Source organism: Desulfofundulus australicus DSM 11792 (assembly GCF_900129285.1).
Lineage (GTDB): Bacteria > Bacillota > Desulfotomaculia > Desulfotomaculales > Desulfovirgulaceae > Desulfofundulus > Desulfofundulus australicus.
In genome coordinates, this window is the sequence record NZ_FQUW01000013.1 from 34,101 (window position 1) to 52,717 (window position 18,617).

The window sequence follows — 18,617 nt, forward strand, 5'->3', positions numbered from 1 at the left end:
CCGGCAGAAATCTACAGTACAGGCAAAGGGGAGTATGACGGCATGATCGAGACAATGCAAGGTTGGAAACGTACCCATCACTGCGGCCTGCTGCGCCGTGAGCATGCCGGCCAGACAGTGGTTTTGATGGGCTGGGTGCAGCGACGCCGGGATCACGGGGGCTTGATCTTTATTGACCTGCGGGACCGTTCCGGCCTGGTACAGGTGGTCTTCAGCCCGGACCGCGCCGGCCAGGCTTTTATAAAAGCCGGGGCCGTACGCAGTGAGTACGTCCTGGCTGTGGTCGGACAGGTGGAGGTACGTCCTGAAGGTACAGAAAACCCCAATCTGGCCACCGGTGAAGTTGAAGTGGTGGCCCGCGACATGCGTATCTTGAATTCAGCTAAAACCCCACCTTTTTACATTGAAGATGGGGTGGATGTGGACGAAAATGTGCGTCTCCGCTACCGTTACCTGGATCTGAGGCGACCGGAAATGCAGCAGGCCCTCATTTTAAGACACCGGGCGGCCAAGGCGGTGCGGGATTTTCTGGACAGGCATGGTTTTCTGGAAATAGAAACTCCCATGTTAACCCGGAGTACCCCTGAAGGTGCCCGGGATTTCCTGGTACCCAGCCGTTTGAACCCGGGGCGTTTTTACGCCCTTCCCCAATCCCCCCAGCTTTTCAAGCAGATATTGATGGTATCCGGTATGGAGCGCTATTTTCAAATTACCCGCTGTTTCCGGGATGAGGATTTGCGGGCTGACCGCCAGCCCGAATTTACCCAGATCGATATTGAGATGTCCTTTGTGGATGTGGATGATGTCCTGGAACTGATGGAAGAGATGATAGCCTATCTGTTCCAGGAGACCATCGGCGTACATGTGCCCCGGCCGTTTCCGCGCCTTTCCTATCAGGAAGCAATGGACCGTTTTGGCACCGACAAACCCGATACGCGCTTTGGTATGGAATTAAAGGACATTACCGATATTGCAGCCGGGTGTGGCTTCAGGGTTTTCGCTTCGGCGGTGGAAGGCGGGGGACAGGTCAAAGGGATCAACGCCAGGGGGTGCGCCAATTTCAGCCGTAAGGATATCGATGATCTAACCGCCTATGTGGCCAATTACCGCGCCCGGGGACTGGCGTACCTTTTTGTTACCCCGGAAGGGGTTAAATCACCCATTGCCAAGTTTTTTACCGGTGAGGAAATCGAGGCCATCCTGAAGCGCCTGGAAGCTGAACCCGGAGATCTGCTGCTTTTTGTGGCGGACCAGCCGGCGGTGGTGGCCGCATCCCTGGGGGCTTTACGCCTGCACCTGGCCCGGCGCCTGGACCTGATTCCCGGGGATACTTTTAACTTCCTCTGGGTGGTTGACTTTCCCCTCCTGGAATATGATGAGGAGGAAAAACGTTTCGTTGCCGTTCACCACCCCTTCACTTCCCCCCGGGAGGAAGATATACCCCTCCTGAAAACGGAGCCGGCACGGGTACGCGCCCGGGCGTACGACCTGGTTCTCAATGGCACGGAGGTAGGTGGGGGCAGTATCCGTATTCACCGCCGGGACGTGCAGGAAATGATGTTTGCCGCCATAGGACTGAGCCCCGAAGAAGCCCGGGAAAAGTTCGGGTTTATGCTGGAAGCTTTTGAATACGGTACGCCTCCCCACGGCGGCATCGCCTTTGGTTTCGACCGGCTGGTTATGCTTATGGCCGGAAAGAAGACCATCCGGGATGTGATTGCCTTTCCCAAAACCCAAAGCGCCACAGATCTGATGACCCAGGCACCCGGGGAGGTTTCCCCGGAGCAATTAAGGGAACTGCATATTCGTCTTCACCTGCCGCCGGTCAGGGCAAAACAGAAGTAAAAGTAATAAAAGTGGTAAGGTAGATGGCGTCATACCCTTGCCAAAGGCTGCGGTTTGTGTTAACATAATAGCTGCAAAGGCAATTACCCTGCTGTGTGCGTGAACTCCTTGAAGTTTTGAGCCAACACCTATACAAAGGGAGCCCGGGCTCTGGCTGTGGCTTGTATGCCTCGTCACGAGGACACAAAAAGCAGTCAGGAGGGCACCCACCTTGTGAGACCGGGTTCAAGAAACTTGAGGGTTCACGGCATAAGTGGGGTCCCTGTAAAGTTTCCTTTAAGGTTTCCGGCTCCGCAAGCCGGAAACCTTTTCTCATGTTCAGGAGGTGTGCGGTGGAAGGGCTTTTTTCGCGCACGGAATTACTGATTGGGGAAAAAGGTCTTGCCATACTGGCCGGGAGCCGGGTAGTCGTTTTCGGGCTGGGCGGTGTGGGATCATATGCTGCCGAGGCCCTGGCCCGGGCGGGAGTGGGGAATCTGGTGCTGGTGGATTTTGACCGGGTTTGCCCCAGCAATATAAATCGCCAGCTTCATGCCCTGACCTCCACTGTGGGACAGTACAAGGCTTTGTTGATGGCGGAGCGGGTTAAACTTATCAACCCGGATATCCGGGTTGAGGCGAGGGTGGAGCGTTATTTGCCCGGGGTGGCGGAAACTTTTTTTCATCCGGTTCCCGATTATGTGGTTGATGCCATTGATGATGTTCCGGCCAAGGTTGATCTCATTGCCAGCTGCGTCCGCCGGAACATTCCCGTCGTATCCAGCATGGGAGCGGGTAACAAGCTTGATCCCGTCGCCTTTAAAGTAGCGGATATTTCCCAAACCGCCGTTTGTCCCCTGGCCCGCACTGTCCGTCGCCGCCTTCGCCAGCTGGGCATTACCACCGGGGTAACCGTGGTTTTTTCCACCGAGCCCCCCAGGCGGTGCGCGCCCTCCGTTAAGAGCTCCGAGGTACCGGGGAGCATCTCCTTTGTACCGCCGGTGGCCGGCTTTATCCTGGCCGGAGTGGTGGTGCGCAGCCTTACCGGGCTGTAAACGGGTATACAGGTTAATGAATTGACAGGTGCTTTTGACGGGTATTATAATTTAGAAGGTAGTTAATTAACCCTGAGGGAGAGTGAGGGGGATTACAGTTTATTGGGAAAGGGGAGAAAGGTGTGGTCGGCGAAAATATCCAGACGTTAACAGATGCTAATTTCAAGGAGTTCGTCACTACTGCCCAGGTTCCGGTGCTGGTGGATTTCTGGGCTGAATGGTGCGGTCCTTGTAAGATGATTGCCCCGGTGGTGGAAGAAATAGCTGCGGAATTTGCGGGCAAGGTCCAGGTGGCCAAGCTGAACGTTGATGAAAACCAGAAAACGCCGGCAGATTATAAGGTTATCAGTATCCCCACGCTGATCATCTTTAAGAATGGCCAGGAAATAGAGCGTTCCATTGGTTTTAAAACCAAAAGGGAAATCAAAGCTATTCTGGAAAAGCACTTATAAAGCAATTCGACAGTGAAAATGAGGGCACGTTCGATAACGAACGTGCCTTACTGTTTTTCTGGAAGCCTGTGGTAATAAAAGTTTAAATTTTCTTTGAGAAATTTTTTAATTAAATTGTATTATCTCGTTAGAGAAATGACCATACTATTAGCAAGGTCGGGGAATTTCAAAGGGAGGTGAAAGTTGTGACGGGAATCAGCCTGGTGGAGTATTTCCAGAAAGTTAGTGAGCGTCTGCCCAGTGAAGCGGAAAGGGTCCTCATTGCCCTGATGGAGCAGGGCAGCATGAATAAGGAGGAACTTTCCCTTACGGCAAAGGTAAAAAGGGCCGTTCTGGACCACGTGGTCATGCAGCTCTACGCCCTGGGCCTGGTTGACGTCTCCACCGAAGGGAAGAGCAAGATCTGCAGTGTGACCAAACTGGGCGGGGACTTTTTAACCCTGATCAAGAAGGCCAGCTAAACACGGCCGTTCAACTGACTGGTTGGCGCCGGCATGGATGCCGGCGTCTCAGGCTGTTTACAAACTTCTTACGTGCCCTGGTTTTATGAGGGGGAGCGACCTGGAGTGAGCGCTACCGGGTCAGGCCCGGGCGACGGGATGAGGCGGGTCCGCGGACAGGATGTCCGCGGAGGCCACCTGAACACAGGAGGTGTGAATGTGGCCGGTACCCGCCGAAGACCGGAGCCGGGGCCTTTTGGCCCGGCCAGCGATACGACCGGGAGCGACGACTAAAACCAGGGCACATCTTATCGGGTTCAGAAAACGCAAATTTTTATTTTCAGTGGGTGAATTATTGCCATTTCCACAGCCACTAATTAAGATGAAAATTGCTATAATGGGGAGTATAAATAATTTTTTAGTATAATATACACTGGTTTCACCACCTTATATTTCTCATCCATATCGGCCTGACGGGTTTTTTTCAGTATATCAAGGTCAGAGGTGAGTTTTTGATGGACAACCTGTTCACCCGGTCCCTGGAGCACACGCTGGAGCGGGAAGCACCCCTGGCCGAGCGGATGCGTCCCACCACCCTGGATGAATTTGAAGAGCAGGCTGCCGTGGTGGGCAGGGGCACGCCTCTGCGCCGGGCCATCGAAGCCGACCAGCTGCGTTCCATCATCCTCTGGGGCCCGCCGGGGACGGGCAAAACCACCCTGGCCCGGATCATCGCCCGCATGACCAGGGCGCATTTTGCCAGTCTCAACGCGGTCATGGCCGGGGTAAACGATATCCGCCGGGTGGTCCAGGAGGCAAGGGACCGGCGGGCTTATTACGGTCAAAAGACAATTCTCTTCATAGATGAAATTCACCGCTTCAACAAGGCCCAGCAGGACGCCCTCCTCCCCTCGGTGGAAAACGGCCTGATTACCCTGATCGGGTCCACCACGGAAAACCCCATGTTTACCGTCAACCGCCCCCTGTTGAGCCGCTCACAGCTCTACCGCCTGGAGCCCCTTTCCGATGAAGCTATTTACCGTATATTGCGGCGTGCGCTGGCCGATAAGGAAAGAGGTCTGGGGGAGTACCGGGTGGAAATTGAGCCGGAGGCCATGCGCCATTTCGTCCGGGCGGCTGGCGGCGATGCCCGGGCGGCCCTGAACTTTTTGGAAATGGCGGTGCTGACCACTCCCCCCGGTGAAGAAGGGGTGCGGCGCATTAACCTGGCGGTGGCCGAACAGGCTTCGGGACGCCAGGTGCTCAAATACGACCGGGAAGATGAGCATTACGATGTGGTTTCCGCTTTCATCAAGAGCATGCGGGGTTCCGACCCCCAGGCCACCGTCTACTGGCTGGCCCGCCTCATTTATGCCGGGGAAGATCCCGCCTTTATCTGCCGGCGGATGATGATCCATGCCGCCGAGGATGTGGGCCTGGCCGATCCCCGGGCCCTCCTGGTGGCCACCGCCGCGGCCCAGGCCGTGGAGCGGGTGGGACTGCCGGAGGCCCGCATCATTATGGCCGAAGCCGCCCTGTATATTGCCAGGGCGCCCAAGAGCAATTCGGTGATCCGGGCCATTGACCGGGCCATGGCCGTGGTGGAAAAGGAGAGACCCCACCCGGTGCCCGTTCACCTGCGGGATGCCAGTTATCCCGGTGCTGCCGCCCTGGGCCACGGGAAGGGCTACAAGTACCCCCATGATTATCCCGGTCACTACGTGCCCCAGCAATACCTTCCCCCGGAACTGGCAGGCAGGATATTTTACGAGCCTTCCGGGGAAGGGGAGGAAAAGGAATAATTCATAGTGAGCTGCTCGGTTTTTGTTGACACTACCCGATGGAGTGTGCTACAATCATCCCAGGAAATCCGAGTATTTTAGTATGAATTGAACATGGATTCATAACCCGGGGGAGGTGAGGGCTTGCGCCTGTCCACCAGGGGCCATTACGGTCTCAAAGCCATGTTCGACCTGGCTCAACATTATGGTACAGAGCCCATCCCTTTAAAAAGTGTGGCCGTAAGGCAGAACCTTTCCGAGCACTATCTGGAACAGCTGATCGCCAGGCTGCGCAAGGCCGGTCTGGTCAAAAGCGTCAGAGGGGCTCAGGGGGGGTATATCCTGGCCAGGGAGCCGGGGAAGATTACTGTGGGGGAGATAATCCGGGCCCTGGAGGGACCAATTGCGCCCGTGGATTGTGTTAAAGAAGTGGAACCGAAGGAGTGCAACCAGGCTGACTACTGCATCAGCCGTATTGTCTGGACCCGGGTGCGGGACAGTATTGCCGAAGTTCTGGATTCCATAAGCCTGGCCGATATGTGCCGTGACGCCGAGAAAATCCACCACCAGAACAGGGACTTTGACCAGAAAAGAGGAGGCTAACAATTTTATGACCCGCAGAGTTTATTTCGATCACAGTGCTACCACTCCCGTACACCCGGAAGTGGTGGAAGAAATGTACCGCTTTTTAAAAGATAATTTCGGGAACCCCACCAGCCTGCATTACTTCGGCCAGAAAGCCAGGAAGGCGGTGGAGGAGGCCAGGGAAAAGGTGGCCGCGGCTATTGGTGCCAGTCCCGCGGAAATTGTTTTTACCAGCGGCGGTACGGAAGCGGATAACATGGCCATTCACGGGGTGGCCTATACCAACCGCAACCGCGGCAACCACATTATTACCTCCGCTGTGGAACACCATGCCGTGCTCAACACCGTTAAGGCCCTGGGTAAACAGGGGTTTACCGTTACCATCTTGCCGGTGGACCAGTACGGTATGGTCAGTGTGGAAGACGTGGCTGCTGCCATTACCGATAAAACCATCTTGATTACCATCATGCATGCCAATAACGAAGTGGGTACCATCATGCCCATTGCTGAAATCGGGCGCCTGGCCAGAGAAAAAGGCATTTTGTTCCATACCGATGCGGTGCAGAGTTTTGGTAAAATTCCCGTCAATGTTGATGAATTGAACGTGGACCTGCTGAGCATTTCCGGCCATAAAATTTATGGCCCTAAAGGAATTGGCGCCCTCTACATTCGCAAGGGTGCCCGGTGGAGACAGACCCTCTTCCATGGCGGTGCCCAGGAACGGTTACGCCGGGCGGGGACGGAAAACACTCCCGGAATTATCGGGCTGGGCAAGGCGGCGGAGCTGGCCATGGCCAACATGGAAAAGGAAGCAGCTTATCTCACCAGGTTGCGGGACAGGCTCATTCGTGAGGTGACGGAAAAAATAGATCACGTGCGTCTAACGGGACATCCCACCAAACGCCTGCCCAACCATGCCAGTTTCTGCTTTGAGTTTATCGAAGGTGAATCCATGCTTTTGAGCCTTGACCTGCAGGGCATAGCCGCTTCCAGCGGTTCGGCCTGTACTTCCGGTTCCCTCGAGCCGTCCCACGTTTTGCTGGCCATGGGTATTCCCCATGAAGTGGCTCACGGTTCTATCCGGATAACCCTGGGCAGGGACAATACGGAAGAAGATATAGATTACTTCCTGGAAGTAATGCCGCCGATAGTGGAAAGGCTCAGGGCCATGTCTCCTCTGGATCAGGAGACGGAATTTGCCCTTTCTGACCGGTGCAATGGTTGCCGGGCCAGTCATTCATGTCATGTTTAAGGGGGGGGCACCAGAGCGATGTATTCAGAAAAGGTGATGGATCATTTCACCAATCCCCGCAATGTGGGGGAAATTCCCGATGCCGATGGTGTGGGTCAGGTGGGCAACCCGGTATGCGGGGATATTATGAAAATCTATATTAAAGTAAAAGATAATGTTATCGAGGATATTAAATTTAAAACCTTTGGTTGCGGGGCGGCCATTGCCACCAGCAGCATGGTAACCGAAATGGTAAAGGGAAAGACTATAGAAGAGGCCATGCAGGTGAGCAACAAGCAGGTGGCCGAGGCCCTGGACGGGCTGCCTCCCCAGAAGATGCATTGTTCCAACCTGGCTGCCGATGCCCTGCATGCGGCCATCCAGGATTATCTCAGTAAAAAGAAAAAAGAAGCATAAACAGGTGGATTGGATGAAGCCAAGGGTTGTTGTGGCCATGAGCGGCGGGGTGGACAGTTCGGTCACCGCCGCCCTTTTGGTTGAAAGAGGCTACGAAGTAATTGGTGTGACCATGCAAATCTGGGATCCCGGTGTTACGGAAGTGGCCGGTGAACACGTGGGATGTTGTTCCCTGGCTGCTGTTGAGGATGCCCGCCGGGTGGCTCACCGGCTGGGTATCCCATATTATGTCCTTAATTTCCGCGAAATTTTTGAGGATAAAGTAGTAAACTATTTTTGTGCCGAATATCTACGGGGGCGGACACCCAACCCCTGCATTGCCTGTAACCGTTACATTAAATTCGAAAGCTTGTTAAACAAGGCCCGGGCCCTGGGAGCAAATTATATAGCCACAGGACACTATGCCCGTATAATTTATGACGACGGGCGGGGCCGCTATTTATTGAAACGGGCGGCCGATACCCGTAAGGACCAGACCTACGTGCTTTATAATATGACCCAGGAGCAGCTGGCGCACACGCTGATGCCCCTGGGGGATTACACCAAGGAACAGGTGCGTCGGATGGCAGCAGAGAGGGGGCTGCCGGTGGCGGAAAAGGCCGAAAGCCAGGAAATATGTTTTATCCCGGATAATGACTACCATAACTTTTTAAAGGAGCGGGCGGAGGCACGGATTGAGCCCGGGCCGTTCCTGGACCTCCAGGGCAATGTTATCGGCCAGCATCGCGGCATTCCTTTTTATACCATCGGCCAGCGACGGGGGCTGGGGATTGCTGCCGGCCAGAGGCTTTACGTGGTGGATATCGATCCCGAGCGTAACGCTGTCATTCTGGGCCCTGAAGAAGCCATTCTGGGAGATGAACTGGTGGCGGAAGATAATAATTTTATTTTGATAGAAAAACTTACCGCGCCAATGGAAGTTTCCGCCCAGATCCGTTACAATTCCCGCCCGGCGCCGGCGGTTATCATTCCCCGGGATGATGGCCGGGTGCTGGTTCGTTTTACAAATCCCCAGCGAGCCATTACCCCCGGCCAATCGGTGGTATATTACCAGAACGATTATGTGGTCGGTGGAGGCGTTATAACCACAAAAGGTAAAAAGAATTAAACTTTCCCTGCACTGCAATTCCAGCTTCTAGGATTTATTGTGACAAATGGCGGTTGAGGTGGAGTATTTTTTTGGCCCCGGCCGGGCATAATGCAAGTGTAAAGTGATAATACAGGAGGCGAAGCTATTTGAATTGCCCGGTTTGTGGTGGCAAAGCTACCGGGAAAGTGGGCCAGGACCAGTATTACTGCTGGGATTGCTGCGTGGAGTATCGCATTAATAAGGAAGGCGTGCAGATTTACGAGCTGGCTGAGGATGGTAGTCTGGTAGCCTTCGACCCGCATAACGAATTCCTGCTTTAATCTTTTATCAGGGGGGTGAAGCTGGTGCGTATGAGCTTCTGGCGCGGTATTATTGCCGGCAGTGTACTGGGAGCAGTAATTGGTATTCTTATGGCCCCCCCACAGAGAAAACCGGAGCAAAGGAACATTTTTCGCATAGCGCGAAGCGCCCGTCGCGGGTCCAGAACCCAGAGGATACTCCGGGGAGTCACCAGCAGGGTTACCGATATGATCCGTTAAATTGCTGTAGAAGGACGATCGCTGCCCGGCCGGTTTTGCTTCCGGGCAGCTGCCAGGTGAGGTAATACCTCACTTTTTCTTTTTTAGCTCTATATCTTCCATTCAAAGCCTCTCCCTTGACACTATCCAGGCACTTTTTGTATAATTACTCCGAAATATGATGGGCTTTCTTGTACCGGCGAAGAGCGGTTTTTCTTTTTAAACGGGAGGTAAAGGATAGTGACCGGGAAGGAGATCAGGGAAAAATTTCTCAAATTTTTTGAAGCCAGGGGGCACCGCATACTGCCCAGTGCTTCTTTAATTCCGGCCAACGATCCCAGCCTGTTGTGGACGGCTGCAGGGATGGTTCCCTTTAAGCCATATTTTACTGGTGCGGCAAAGCCGGAGGTACGCAGGGTGACCACCTGCCAGAAGTGCCTGCGCACACCGGATATTGAATCGGTTGGCCGTACAGCCAGGCATCATACTTTTTTTGAGATGCTGGGCAACTTCTCTTTTGGGGATTATTTTAAAGAAAAGGCCATTCCCTGGGCCTGGGAGTTCACCACCCGGGTTCTGGGCCTGCCGGAAGAAAAATTGTGGATTTCCATTTATCTTGATGATGATGAGGCCTTTGATATCTGGCACCGGGAAGTAGGTGTTCCTGCTGAACGGATAGTGCGCATGGGCAAGGATACCAACTTCTGGGAAATCGGGGTTGGCCCCTGCGGCCCCTGTTCGGAGATATACGTTGACCTGGGAGAAGAGCGGGGCTGTGGTTCCGCCACCTGCGGCGTAGGTTGCGATTGTGATCGCTTTTTGGAAATCTGGAATCTGGTCTTTATCCAGTTTTTCCGGGATGAAGCCGGGAATTACACGCCGCTGGCCAGCAAGGGTATTGATACCGGGATGGGCCTGGAGCGGGTGGCTTCTGTCCTGCAGGGAGTGCAGAGCAACTTTGATACCGACCTGTTCCGGGAAATTATGGATTTTACTGCCAGCCTGGCCGGTGTGAAATATGGCGTTGATGGTAAAACCGATATGGCCCTGAAGGTAATTGCCGACCACTGCCGGGCGGTAACTTTTGCTATTTCCGACGGGGCACTGCCTTCCAACGAAGGACGCGGCTATGTACTCAGACGCCTGTTGCGCCGGGCGGCACGTTTTGGAAGGGTGCTGGGACTGCAAGAGCCTTTTCTTTACCAGGTTTCCAGGGCGGTAATTAATCAGATGGCCGATGCCTACCCCGAGTTGCCGGCCAATGAGGAGCACGTGCTGAAGGTTATTCGCAGTGAAGAGGAACGCTTTGGCGAGACCCTGGCCCAGGGCATGGAAATTTTAAACCGCCTGGTCGAGGAAGCCAGGGCTACCGGTTCAACGATTATCCGCGGGGAAGATGCTTTCCGCCTTTATGATACCTATGGTTTTCCTCTGGAGTTAACCAGGGAAATGGCCGCCGAAGAAGGGCTTACCGTGGATGAGGAAGCATTTACCCGGGCCATGGAGGAGCAGAGGGAAAGGGCCCGCCGCGCGCGCCAGGAAACGGAATACCTCTCCGAAAAGGATGCTTTTTATCAGGTTCTGCGGGACAGGGTAGGGGAAAGCAGATTTGTAGGCTACGATACCCTGAAAACCAGGGCGCGGGTTACAGCCCTGCTTAAAGAAGGGCAGCCGGTGGAAAAGGTGGTTGCCGGCGAGGAAGTGGAGATTATCCTGGATGTAACGCCCTGTTATGCCGAGGCCGGTGGACAGGTTTCCGACCATGCCAGGATCAGCTCCGCGGAGCTGGAGGTCGAGGTGCGGGAGGTTTACCGCCCTGTTGAGGGGCTCTATGTACACCGGGGCAGGGTTCTTAACGGTATCCTGCAGGAAAATGCCAGTGTAGTGGTGGAGGTGGACAGCGAGCGACGCTGGAACACGGCCCGCAATCACTCGGCAACCCACCTGCTTCATAAAGCATTAAAGGAAATCCTCGGTCACCACGTGAACCAGGCCGGTTCTCTCGTCGAGCCCGACCGCCTGCGTTTTGACTTCACCCATTATGCGCCGGTATCGCCCGAAGAACTGCGGCGTATTGAGGAAATGGTTAATCAGGTTGTGCTGGAAAACCTCCCGGTTGAAACACTGGTTACCTCCCTGGAAGAAGCCCGGGCAATGGGTGCGGTGGCCCTGTTTGGGGAGAAGTACGGTGAACGGGTCCGGGTAGTTAAAATGGGGGATTTCAGCCTGGAACTGTGCGGGGGTACCCATGTCCGTTCAACGGCCGAGATCGGCTTCTTCAAGCTGATCAGTGAAAGCAGTGTAGGTGCCGGGCTGCGCCGGGTGGAAGGAGTTACCGGTATTGGAGCGCTGCGCTATATACGAGCCCAGGAAGAGCAGTTATCCCGGATTGCAGCCCTGGTCAAGGCAACCCCGTCAGAAGTGGTCCACAGGGTGGAGTCCCTGCTGAAGGAAATGAAGGAGCTGGAACGGGAGAGCGAAGGCCTGCGCGCCCGGCTGGCCCGTTTCGAAGTGCAGAGCTTGCTGGAGCAGGTTAAGGACCTGGATGGTATAAAATTCCTGGCCGCCAAAACCAGTGCCCCCGACATGGACAGCCTGCGGGCCATGGTAGACCTGCTGAGGGAGCGGCTCGGGTCGGCGGTGATTCTTCTGGCCAGCCCGGCAGGTGAGAAGGTCAACCTGGTGGCGGCAGTGACCAGAGATCTGCTGCCCCGGGGGTTGCATGCCGGTAAGCTGGTTAAGGAAGTGGCCTCCATGCTTGGTGGCGGAGGAGGCGGGAGGCCGGATATGGCCCAGGCCGGCGGAAAAGATCCTTCCCGCCTCCAGGAGGCGCTGCAAAAGGCTTACACCCTGGCAGCGGGGCAGATAAAGAACTGAAGCGGGATTTTGCCCGCTTTTTTTATTAAAGTTACCTGAACAGTAGTTTCTGGCATTAGAGGAAAAAGGGACGGGTCAACGAATATAGATCACTGAGGAGGTTATATTTTTAAAAGGGGGGATCGGGGTTGAGCAGGGAAGCTTTCGAAAATACTGTTATGTTTAAGGTAGAGGGGGAGGAAGTCAACCAGGCGAAAGAAATCCTTTTATCCGTCTACGGGGCGCTTAAAGAAAAAGGATATAATCCGATCAACCAGCTTGTAGGCTACTTGCTATCCGGGGATCCGGCATATATTACCAGCCACAACAACGCCCGCAGTAAAATCAGGCAGCTGGAAAGGGATGAATTGTTAGAAGAACTGGTGAAAAGCTACCTGAAAAATGCCGGTGCCATGTAGAAGGTACCAAATAATAATTACGTAGAAACAAAGATTGTTTCTTGGGGAAAGAAGGAGCATCCATTGGAATATCGTCCGCTCGGTCAAACGGGGATAAAAGTTTCCCGGCTGTGCTTTGGTGCCCTTACCATTGGCCCGCTGCAGGCTGCACTTCCCGTGAGCAGCGGGGCGGCAGTTATTCGCCGGGCTCTGGAAGCCGGTGTTAATTTTATAGATACAGCCGAATATTACCGGACTTATACTTATATTTACGAGGCGATCAGGGACTGGCCGGGTGAAGTGATAATTGCCTCCAAGTCTTATGCCTATACCCGGGAGGGCATGAGGCAAAGCCTGGAAGAAGCTTTGCGGGCACTTCACCGGGATTACATAGATATTTTTCTTCTCCATGAGCAGGAATCGGCCCTGACCATCCGCGGGCATTGGGAAGCTGTGGAATATCTGCTATCAGCCAGGGAAAAGGGTATGGTGAGAGCTATCGGTATCTCCACCCATAGCGTGGAAGGTGTCAGGGCGGCGGCCCGCGTACCGGAATTTGATATAATTCATCCCCTTATCAATATGGCCGGGATCGGTATCCTTGGGGGAACCAGGGAGGATATGCTGGCAGCCATTGATGAGGCGGCTGCTTTCGGTAAAGGCATTTATGGTATGAAGGCCCTGGGAGGGGGGCATCTCATTCCCAGGGTGCAGGAAGCACTGGCTTTTGTTCTGGGCATTCCCCATCTGGCCAGCGTGGCCGTGGGCATGCGGACAGTGGCAGAAGTTGATTTTAATGTGGCGGTATTCAGCGGCTTGCCCCTTTCAGCCGCCCTCCGGGAAAGGGTTGGCCGGCAGAGGCGCCGCCTGCACATCGAAGACTGGTGCAGGGGCTGCGGGCGATGTGTGGAAAGATGCGGGGCGGGAGCGTTGTTCCTGGTTGCGGGCAGGGTGAGGGTAGATCATTCGCGTTGCCGCCTGTGCGGTTACTGTGGAGCGGTCTGTCCGGATTTCTGCATAAAGGTCATTTAAGGTGGGAGTGGATTTTATCATTGCGGATAATGGGGCTGGATGTGGGTGAAAAAAGAATCGGGGTAGCGGTAAGCGATCCCCTGGGATGGACCGCACAGGGAATAGGGGTTATCCGCGGGGATCAGCCGCGGGCGCAGATAATGGAGCAGTTAAAAAAGCTGGTGCAGGAGTACCGGGTGGAGCGTATTGTTGTGGGCCTGCCGCGGAATATGAACGGTACGCTGGGCAAACAGGGGCAAAGAGTGCTTGATTTTGCCCGGGAAATTGGTGCTGAATTGGAGCTGCCGGTAGAGACCTGGGATGAACGACTCAGTACCGCCAGCGCGGAAAAAGTTTTGCTGTCTGCCGATCTCAGCCGGGCCAGGCGAAGAAAAATTATTGATAAGATGGCTGCAGTCATAATTTTACAAAGCTATCTGGACTCCCGCTTCAGGTCATAAAAAGTTGCAAAATGGGGAAAATTAACTTTAAAGTGGCGTGATTCTTGTTACCTGCCGGTTTTTCTTTTTCTTGACAAACAGGTTCTCCCTGATATAGAATAGGCACAACTTTTAAAAGAGGTGAAAGAAATGTCCGAACAGGAACTGGAGCTGGAAGAAGTAATAACCCTGGTGGATGAAGACGGTCAGGAGCAGGATTTCGAGGTTATTGATATCATACACCTGGATGGTTCAAAGTACGCTGTTTTACTCCCCGTTCCGGAAGTTGACGCCGGTGCGGCTGATGATGAAGAAGGAGAGGCCATCATCCTCAGGTTTGAGACGGACGAAGAAGGCAATGAAATTCTGGTCGATATAGAAGATGACGAGGAATGGGAAAAAGTTGCCGATTACTGGGAAGAAATGATTGAAAATGAGGATTCATGAAAGGTCCGGAAAAAGTTAATAACGGTTGAAATGGAGCTGGGTACAGGGACGCCTGGGTTATCCAGCTTTTTTATTCTTTCATCCCCCTTATACCAGTACCTGAAAAATGCCTGAAAGGGAACATTTTTGTCTTTTGTGTCGTCTTTTAACGGGGGGAGAGAAAATGAAAAGGCCTTATCTGATCATTACCGGACTTCTGGTGGGAGTATTCCTGGCCCTTGGTGCTGCCGGCATCGGTACCCTGTACGGTCAGGGCAGGGTTGTTGCCGGCGTGCGGGCGGCCGGCATAGATCTGTCACATATGGACAGGGAAGCGTGCCGGCAGGCTCTGGGCACACTGGAGAAAAAGTTGAACAGCACGCCCCTTGTTTTCCTTTACCGGGACCATACCTGGACTTTATCCCCACCGGAGGTAGGCTTGCGTTTGGACACGCAGGCCATGCTGACCGGAGCCCTGCAGGCCGGCAGGGACGCACCCTGGTGGCTGCAGTGGTATCAGAGATGGAAGATTAAAAGGGAAGGTTACCAGCTCCCATTAATGGTAGTTCTCAACCGGGAAAAGTTTAATCAGAAGCTCAATGCCCTGGTCGAAGAAATCATTACTCCCCCCAGGGATGCCGCTTTCCGGGTTCTTCCCGATGATCGCATTGAAATTATTCCGGGCCGCGATGGGCTGGCGGTGGATGAAGAAAGGGCCTACCGGGATTTGCTGGCCGCCCTTTCAGCCGGCAAAAAGCCCGAAATTCAACTCAGCCTGAGACATGTTAAACCCCGCACCACCACGGAAGAGGTTCGGGCCATGGGGCTTAAAGGCCTGCTGGCCGCTTACACTACCAGTTTTGATGCTTCTTATACGGATCGTGTTTATAACATCCGGGTGGCTGCGGCGGCATTGGACGGGCTGCTCGTACCCCCGGGGCAGGAGGTTTCCTTCAATAAGGTGGTGGGGCCCAGGAGTTCCGAGGCCGGTTATAAAAACGCCAAGGTAATAATCAACAATAGATTGGTGGATGGAGTTGGCGGCGGGGTATGCCAGGTTAGCAGTACATTATATAATGCCGTCCTGCTGGCCAACCTGGAGGTACTGGAACGTACCAACCATTCCCTGCCGGTTTCCTATGTCCCGGTAGGCCGGGATGCAACGGTGGTTTATGGAGCTATCGATTTTCGCTTCCGCAATAATACGGAGAGTTACATTTACATACGTTCCGTCGTGAGCGGGAACCGGCTGACTTTTAAGATTTACGGTAATACTGATTATAAAGTACCCGTGGAAATCCGGAACCGCATCACGGAGGTTCTGGAGCCGAAGGTTATCCGGGAGCCGGACCCCAACCTGGAACGGGGGGAACAGGTGGTTAAGCAGAAGGGAGTCCGGGGTTACCGGGTAGTAACCGAGCGTGTGGTGCTGGAAAACGGCCGCCGGTACACAGAGAGGCTTCCGGGTAGTTTTTACAGACCGGTAGACCAGATAATAGCCGTGGGTACCAGGGAGCCCAGTACCGGGCCCGTGGTTCCCCCGCCGGCTGGCGGTCAGGTAACTGTCCCGGATGAAGACGAGAATGCCGACCGGCAGGAGCCTGTGCAGCCGGGCGGCGAAGGAGATCAGGATCTGCCCGATCAATCCCTTCCTGATCGGGACAGCGTACCTGAAATAGTTTACCCGGATAGATAGTTCCCTCCAGACGGAGGATTGAGGTCAAGTCATTGTACTGAAAAGGTATAATAAGTGCTATAATATGGAAAATAATGCAGGCTGGTAAAAATGAAGGAATTATACGGTATTATCAGGCTGAAGGGTAAGAAAAGCTTGTTAAAGGGAAGTATGATCCTGGGGGGGCTTTCCTTAGCGGTATTTGTTTTCTATATCTGGGGGATGCTTTCCCCTTTATCTCCGGGTAATGGTCAGCCCGTGAAGCTGACCGTTACCCGTTCTTCATCCACCAGCAGTATCGGGCAAATGCTTTTTGAAAAAGGATTAATACGCAGTGCCCGGTTTTTTAACCTGTACACCCGCTTGAGAGGGGTTGATGATCAACTCAAGGCGGGTACGTATACGTTTTCCACGGCCCAATCACTGCCGGAAATAGTTAATGAACTGGTTAAAGGTTCTGATGACGGGCGAGTTATTACCATTCCCGAGGGGTTTACCTTAAAACAAATAGCCCAGCTGCTGGAAAAGGAGGGCCTGGTCAGCAGGGAGGATTTTCTGGCCGCCGCTGCGGAGGATGACTTTAATTATCCTTTTGTAAAGAAACTCCCTCCGGGCCCAAACCGGCTGGAAGGGTACTTATTCCCGGATACTTACCGGGTGGGCAGCAGTACCACTGCCCATACCATTATAGATCTCATGCTGCGCCGTTTTGACCAGAAGATGAAAGAGATGGATTACTACCGGAAGGTAGAAGCGGCCGGTTTAACCCTGCACGAAGCGGTAATCATTGCTTCCATGGTGGAGAGGGAGGCCCGGGTGGACCGGGAGCGCCCTGTTATAGCCGGGGTTATTTTTAACCGCTTGCAGCGGGACATGCCCTTACAGATTGATGCCACGGTTCAGTATGCTCTGGGCAGCCAGAGGGCAAAATTATATTACAGGGATCTGGAAATAAATTCTCCCTACAATACCTACCTGATAAAAGGGCTTCCACCGGGTCCCATAGCCTGTCCCGGGGAATCCTCCCTGCTGGCCGCCGTAGAGCCGGTAAAAACCAGCTATCTTTATTACGTGGCCAGGCCTGATGGAACCCATGCCTTTGCCAGAACACTGGATGAGCATAATGCCAACAAACGGAAATATATACGTTAGATATAATTGTACAGAATAAAAGGTGGTTCAGCATGGATATTCCGGAACTTCTGGCTCCAGCCGGGGATCTGGAAAAATTAAAAGCGGCTGTAGTTTTTGGTGCGGATGCTGTTTATCTCGGCGGGAAGCAGTTCAGCCTCCGGGAAAGGGCGGGTAACTTTACACTGGAAGAAATAGCAGCAGGAGTGGAGTTTGCCCACGCCCGTGGAGTCAAGGTATATGTTACGGTAAATATATTTGCCCGGAACCGGGACCTGGACGACCTGCCAATATACCTGAAGCAACTGGAACAGATCGGTGTTGATGCGGTTATTGTTTCCGATCCCGGCGTCCTTACCCTGGTCCGGGAAACAGCTCCCGGCTTGCCGGTGCACCTGAGTACCCAGGCCAATACCACCAACTGGAAAGCAGCCCGTTTCTGGCAGGAACAGGGGGTATCCCGCATTATTCTGGCCCGGGAACTCGGCCTGGAGGAAATCCGCGAAATCCGCCGGCAGGTGACCGTCCCCCTGGAAATTTTCGTTCACGGGGCCATGTGCATATCCTATTCCGGGCGGTGCCTGTTGAGCAGTTACATGACCGGGCGGGATGCCAACCGGGGGGACTGTGCCCAGGCCTGCCGGTGGCGCTATGCCCTGGTGGAAGAAAAGCGGCCGGGGGAATACTTTCCCCTGGAGGAGGATTCCCGGGGCACCTACATCTTGAGTTCCCGGGATCTTTGCCTCCTGGAATATATTCCCCAACTGGTGGAAGCAGGCATTAACAGCCTGAAAATTGAAGGCCGGGTTAAAAGCATACATTATGTGGCCACCGTGGTGAGCGTTTACCGCCAGGCCCTGGATGCTTACCGGGCAGATCCCGGCCGCTACCGGGTCCGGAACCGGTGGCTGGAAGAGCTGGGCAAGGTGAGCCACCGGGAATATACCACGGGTTTTTTTGCCGGTCCGCCGGTAAGGGCTGCCCAGGGGGCGGTGGATTCCATTTATCTTCGCCCTTATACTTTTACCGGTGTGGTCAGGGAATACGATCCTGCCCGGGGGCTGGCCCTGGTTGAGCAGAGGAACCGTTTTGCCCGGGGAGAAGTCCTGGAGGTCCTGCTTCCCGGCGGGGAGACGTTTTCTTTTACAGTAACCGGATTATATGACGAAAATATGGACCCTGTAGATGCGGCCCCCCATCCCCGGCAAAGGGTTTTTCTTTCCCTGCCCCGCCCTGTGCTGCCCTGGAGCCTGTTACGCCGCCGGGAGGAGTATAAGGATTGACCTG

The 18,617-nt window shown here is 54.2% G+C and carries 19 protein-coding genes and 1 other RNA gene; all 20 read left to right on the forward strand.

Translation table 11 applies throughout. The features are described 5' to 3' along the window. The first annotated feature begins 42 nt into the window (after window positions 1-42). The 20 genes from aspS (at window position 43) to BUB44_RS06360 (ending at window position 18,613) form a co-directional block, all read left to right on the forward strand. On the forward strand, window positions 43-1,845 hold the full coding sequence (gene aspS, locus BUB44_RS06265) for an aspartate--tRNA ligase (protein WP_073164286.1): 1,803 nt from the start codon (window positions 43-45) through the stop codon (window positions 1,843-1,845). 82 nt (window positions 1,846-1,927) lie between these two features. Further along, window positions 1,928-2,109, forward strand: a non-coding RNA gene (gene ssrS / locus BUB44_RS06270) — 6S RNA. A 68-nt stretch (window positions 2,110-2,177) separates the two neighbouring features. Next, the gene (locus BUB44_RS06275; protein WP_207545623.1) at window positions 2,178-2,879 is read left to right on the forward strand and encodes a tRNA threonylcarbamoyladenosine dehydratase; all 702 of its coding nucleotides are present in this window, start codon (window positions 2,178-2,180) and stop codon (window positions 2,877-2,879) included. A 122-nt stretch (window positions 2,880-3,001) separates the two neighbouring features. After that, complete coding sequence (gene trxA / locus BUB44_RS06280; RefSeq protein WP_027357256.1) at window positions 3,002-3,331, forward strand: thioredoxin; 330 nt, start codon at window positions 3,002-3,004, stop codon at window positions 3,329-3,331. Between the two features lie 185 nt (window positions 3,332-3,516). Then, window positions 3,517-3,792 carry a transcriptional regulator gene (locus BUB44_RS06285; protein WP_073164289.1) on the forward strand — a complete coding sequence of 92 codons (276 nt, stop codon included), beginning with the start codon at window positions 3,517-3,519 and terminating at the stop codon, window positions 3,790-3,792. A gap of 494 nt (window positions 3,793-4,286) precedes the next feature. Next, entirely contained in the window at window positions 4,287-5,573 is a 1,287-nt protein-coding gene (locus BUB44_RS06295) for a replication-associated recombination protein A (protein WP_073164295.1), read from the forward strand. A gap of 123 nt (window positions 5,574-5,696) precedes the next feature. Continuing rightward, window positions 5,697-6,155, forward strand: a complete 459-nt coding sequence (locus BUB44_RS06300) for an RrF2 family transcriptional regulator (protein WP_027357253.1) — start codon at window positions 5,697-5,699, stop codon at window positions 6,153-6,155. A gap of 7 nt (window positions 6,156-6,162) precedes the next feature. Then, complete coding sequence (gene nifS, locus BUB44_RS06305; protein ID WP_073164298.1) at window positions 6,163-7,389, forward strand: cysteine desulfurase NifS; 1,227 nt, start codon at window positions 6,163-6,165, stop codon at window positions 7,387-7,389. An 18-nt stretch (window positions 7,390-7,407) separates the two neighbouring features. After that, the gene (gene nifU / locus BUB44_RS06310) at window positions 7,408-7,785 is read left to right on the forward strand and encodes a Fe-S cluster assembly scaffold protein NifU (RefSeq protein ID WP_027357251.1); all 378 of its coding nucleotides are present in this window, start codon (window positions 7,408-7,410) and stop codon (window positions 7,783-7,785) included. Window positions 7,786-7,798: 13 nt separating this feature from the next. Beyond that, window positions 7,799-8,893: a tRNA 2-thiouridine(34) synthase MnmA gene (mnmA, locus tag BUB44_RS06315; protein ID WP_073164301.1), complete on the forward strand. Its 1,095-nt coding sequence runs from the start codon at window positions 7,799-7,801 to the stop codon at window positions 8,891-8,893. Between the two features lie 128 nt (window positions 8,894-9,021). Beyond that, a complete protein-coding gene (locus BUB44_RS15365; protein ID WP_013823098.1) occupies window positions 9,022-9,195 on the forward strand; it encodes a hypothetical protein in 174 nt (57 codons plus the stop codon). Between the two features lie 15 nt (window positions 9,196-9,210). Next, window positions 9,211-9,414, forward strand: coding sequence for a YtxH domain-containing protein (locus tag BUB44_RS06320; protein WP_242655878.1), 204 nt, complete (start codon window positions 9,211-9,213; stop codon window positions 9,412-9,414). Window positions 9,415-9,633: 219 nt separating this feature from the next. Next, the gene (gene alaS, locus BUB44_RS06325; RefSeq protein ID WP_073164304.1) at window positions 9,634-12,270 is read left to right on the forward strand and encodes an alanine--tRNA ligase; all 2,637 of its coding nucleotides are present in this window, start codon (window positions 9,634-9,636) and stop codon (window positions 12,268-12,270) included. A gap of 128 nt (window positions 12,271-12,398) precedes the next feature. Further along, entirely contained in the window at window positions 12,399-12,668 is a 270-nt protein-coding gene (locus BUB44_RS06330) for an IreB family regulatory phosphoprotein (RefSeq protein WP_027357247.1), read from the forward strand. A gap of 63 nt (window positions 12,669-12,731) precedes the next feature. Then, complete coding sequence (locus tag BUB44_RS06335; RefSeq protein WP_073164306.1) at window positions 12,732-13,679, forward strand: aldo/keto reductase; 948 nt, start codon at window positions 12,732-12,734, stop codon at window positions 13,677-13,679. A 20-nt stretch (window positions 13,680-13,699) separates the two neighbouring features. Continuing rightward, window positions 13,700-14,119 carry a Holliday junction resolvase RuvX gene (gene ruvX, locus BUB44_RS06340; RefSeq protein WP_027357245.1) on the forward strand — a complete coding sequence of 140 codons (420 nt, stop codon included), beginning with the start codon at window positions 13,700-13,702 and terminating at the stop codon, window positions 14,117-14,119. 129 nt (window positions 14,120-14,248) lie between these two features. Then, window positions 14,249-14,545: a DUF1292 domain-containing protein gene (locus BUB44_RS06345; protein WP_027357244.1), complete on the forward strand. Its 297-nt coding sequence runs from the start codon at window positions 14,249-14,251 to the stop codon at window positions 14,543-14,545. Window positions 14,546-14,708: 163 nt separating this feature from the next. Then, window positions 14,709-16,220 carry a VanW family protein gene (locus BUB44_RS06350; protein WP_073164309.1) on the forward strand — a complete coding sequence of 504 codons (1,512 nt, stop codon included), beginning with the start codon at window positions 14,709-14,711 and terminating at the stop codon, window positions 16,218-16,220. 90 nt (window positions 16,221-16,310) lie between these two features. Continuing rightward, window positions 16,311-17,351: an endolytic transglycosylase MltG gene (gene mltG, locus BUB44_RS06355; protein ID WP_073164312.1), complete on the forward strand. Its 1,041-nt coding sequence runs from the start codon at window positions 16,311-16,313 to the stop codon at window positions 17,349-17,351. A 32-nt stretch (window positions 17,352-17,383) separates the two neighbouring features. Next, a complete protein-coding gene (locus tag BUB44_RS06360; RefSeq protein WP_073164315.1) occupies window positions 17,384-18,613 on the forward strand; it encodes a peptidase U32 family protein in 1,230 nt (409 codons plus the stop codon). Window positions 18,614-18,617 lie beyond the last annotated feature (4 nt).

Bases quoted from the DNA above. Each gene is read 5' to 3' on its own strand.
- mnmA (WP_073164301.1), top strand. From the start codon at position 7,799: ATGAAGCCAAGGGTTGTTGTGGCCATGAGCGGCGGGGTGGACAGTTCG.
- BUB44_RS06295 (WP_073164295.1), top strand. From the start codon at position 4,287: ATGGACAACCTGTTCACCCGGTCCCTGGAGCACACGCTGGAGCGGGAA.
- BUB44_RS06345 (WP_027357244.1), top strand. From the start codon at position 14,249: ATGTCCGAACAGGAACTGGAGCTGGAAGAAGTAATAACCCTGGTGGAT.
- BUB44_RS06350 (WP_073164309.1), top strand. From the start codon at position 14,709: ATGAAAAGGCCTTATCTGATCATTACCGGACTTCTGGTGGGAGTATTC.
- mltG (WP_073164312.1), top strand. From the start codon at position 16,311: ATGAAGGAATTATACGGTATTATCAGGCTGAAGGGTAAGAAAAGCTTG.
- aspS (WP_073164286.1), top strand. From the start codon at position 43: ATGATCGAGACAATGCAAGGTTGGAAACGTACCCATCACTGCGGCCTG.
- BUB44_RS06360 (WP_073164315.1), top strand. From the start codon at position 17,384: ATGGATATTCCGGAACTTCTGGCTCCAGCCGGGGATCTGGAAAAATTA.
- nifU (WP_027357251.1), top strand. From the start codon at position 7,408: ATGTATTCAGAAAAGGTGATGGATCATTTCACCAATCCCCGCAATGTG.
- nifS (WP_073164298.1), top strand. From the start codon at position 6,163: ATGACCCGCAGAGTTTATTTCGATCACAGTGCTACCACTCCCGTACAC.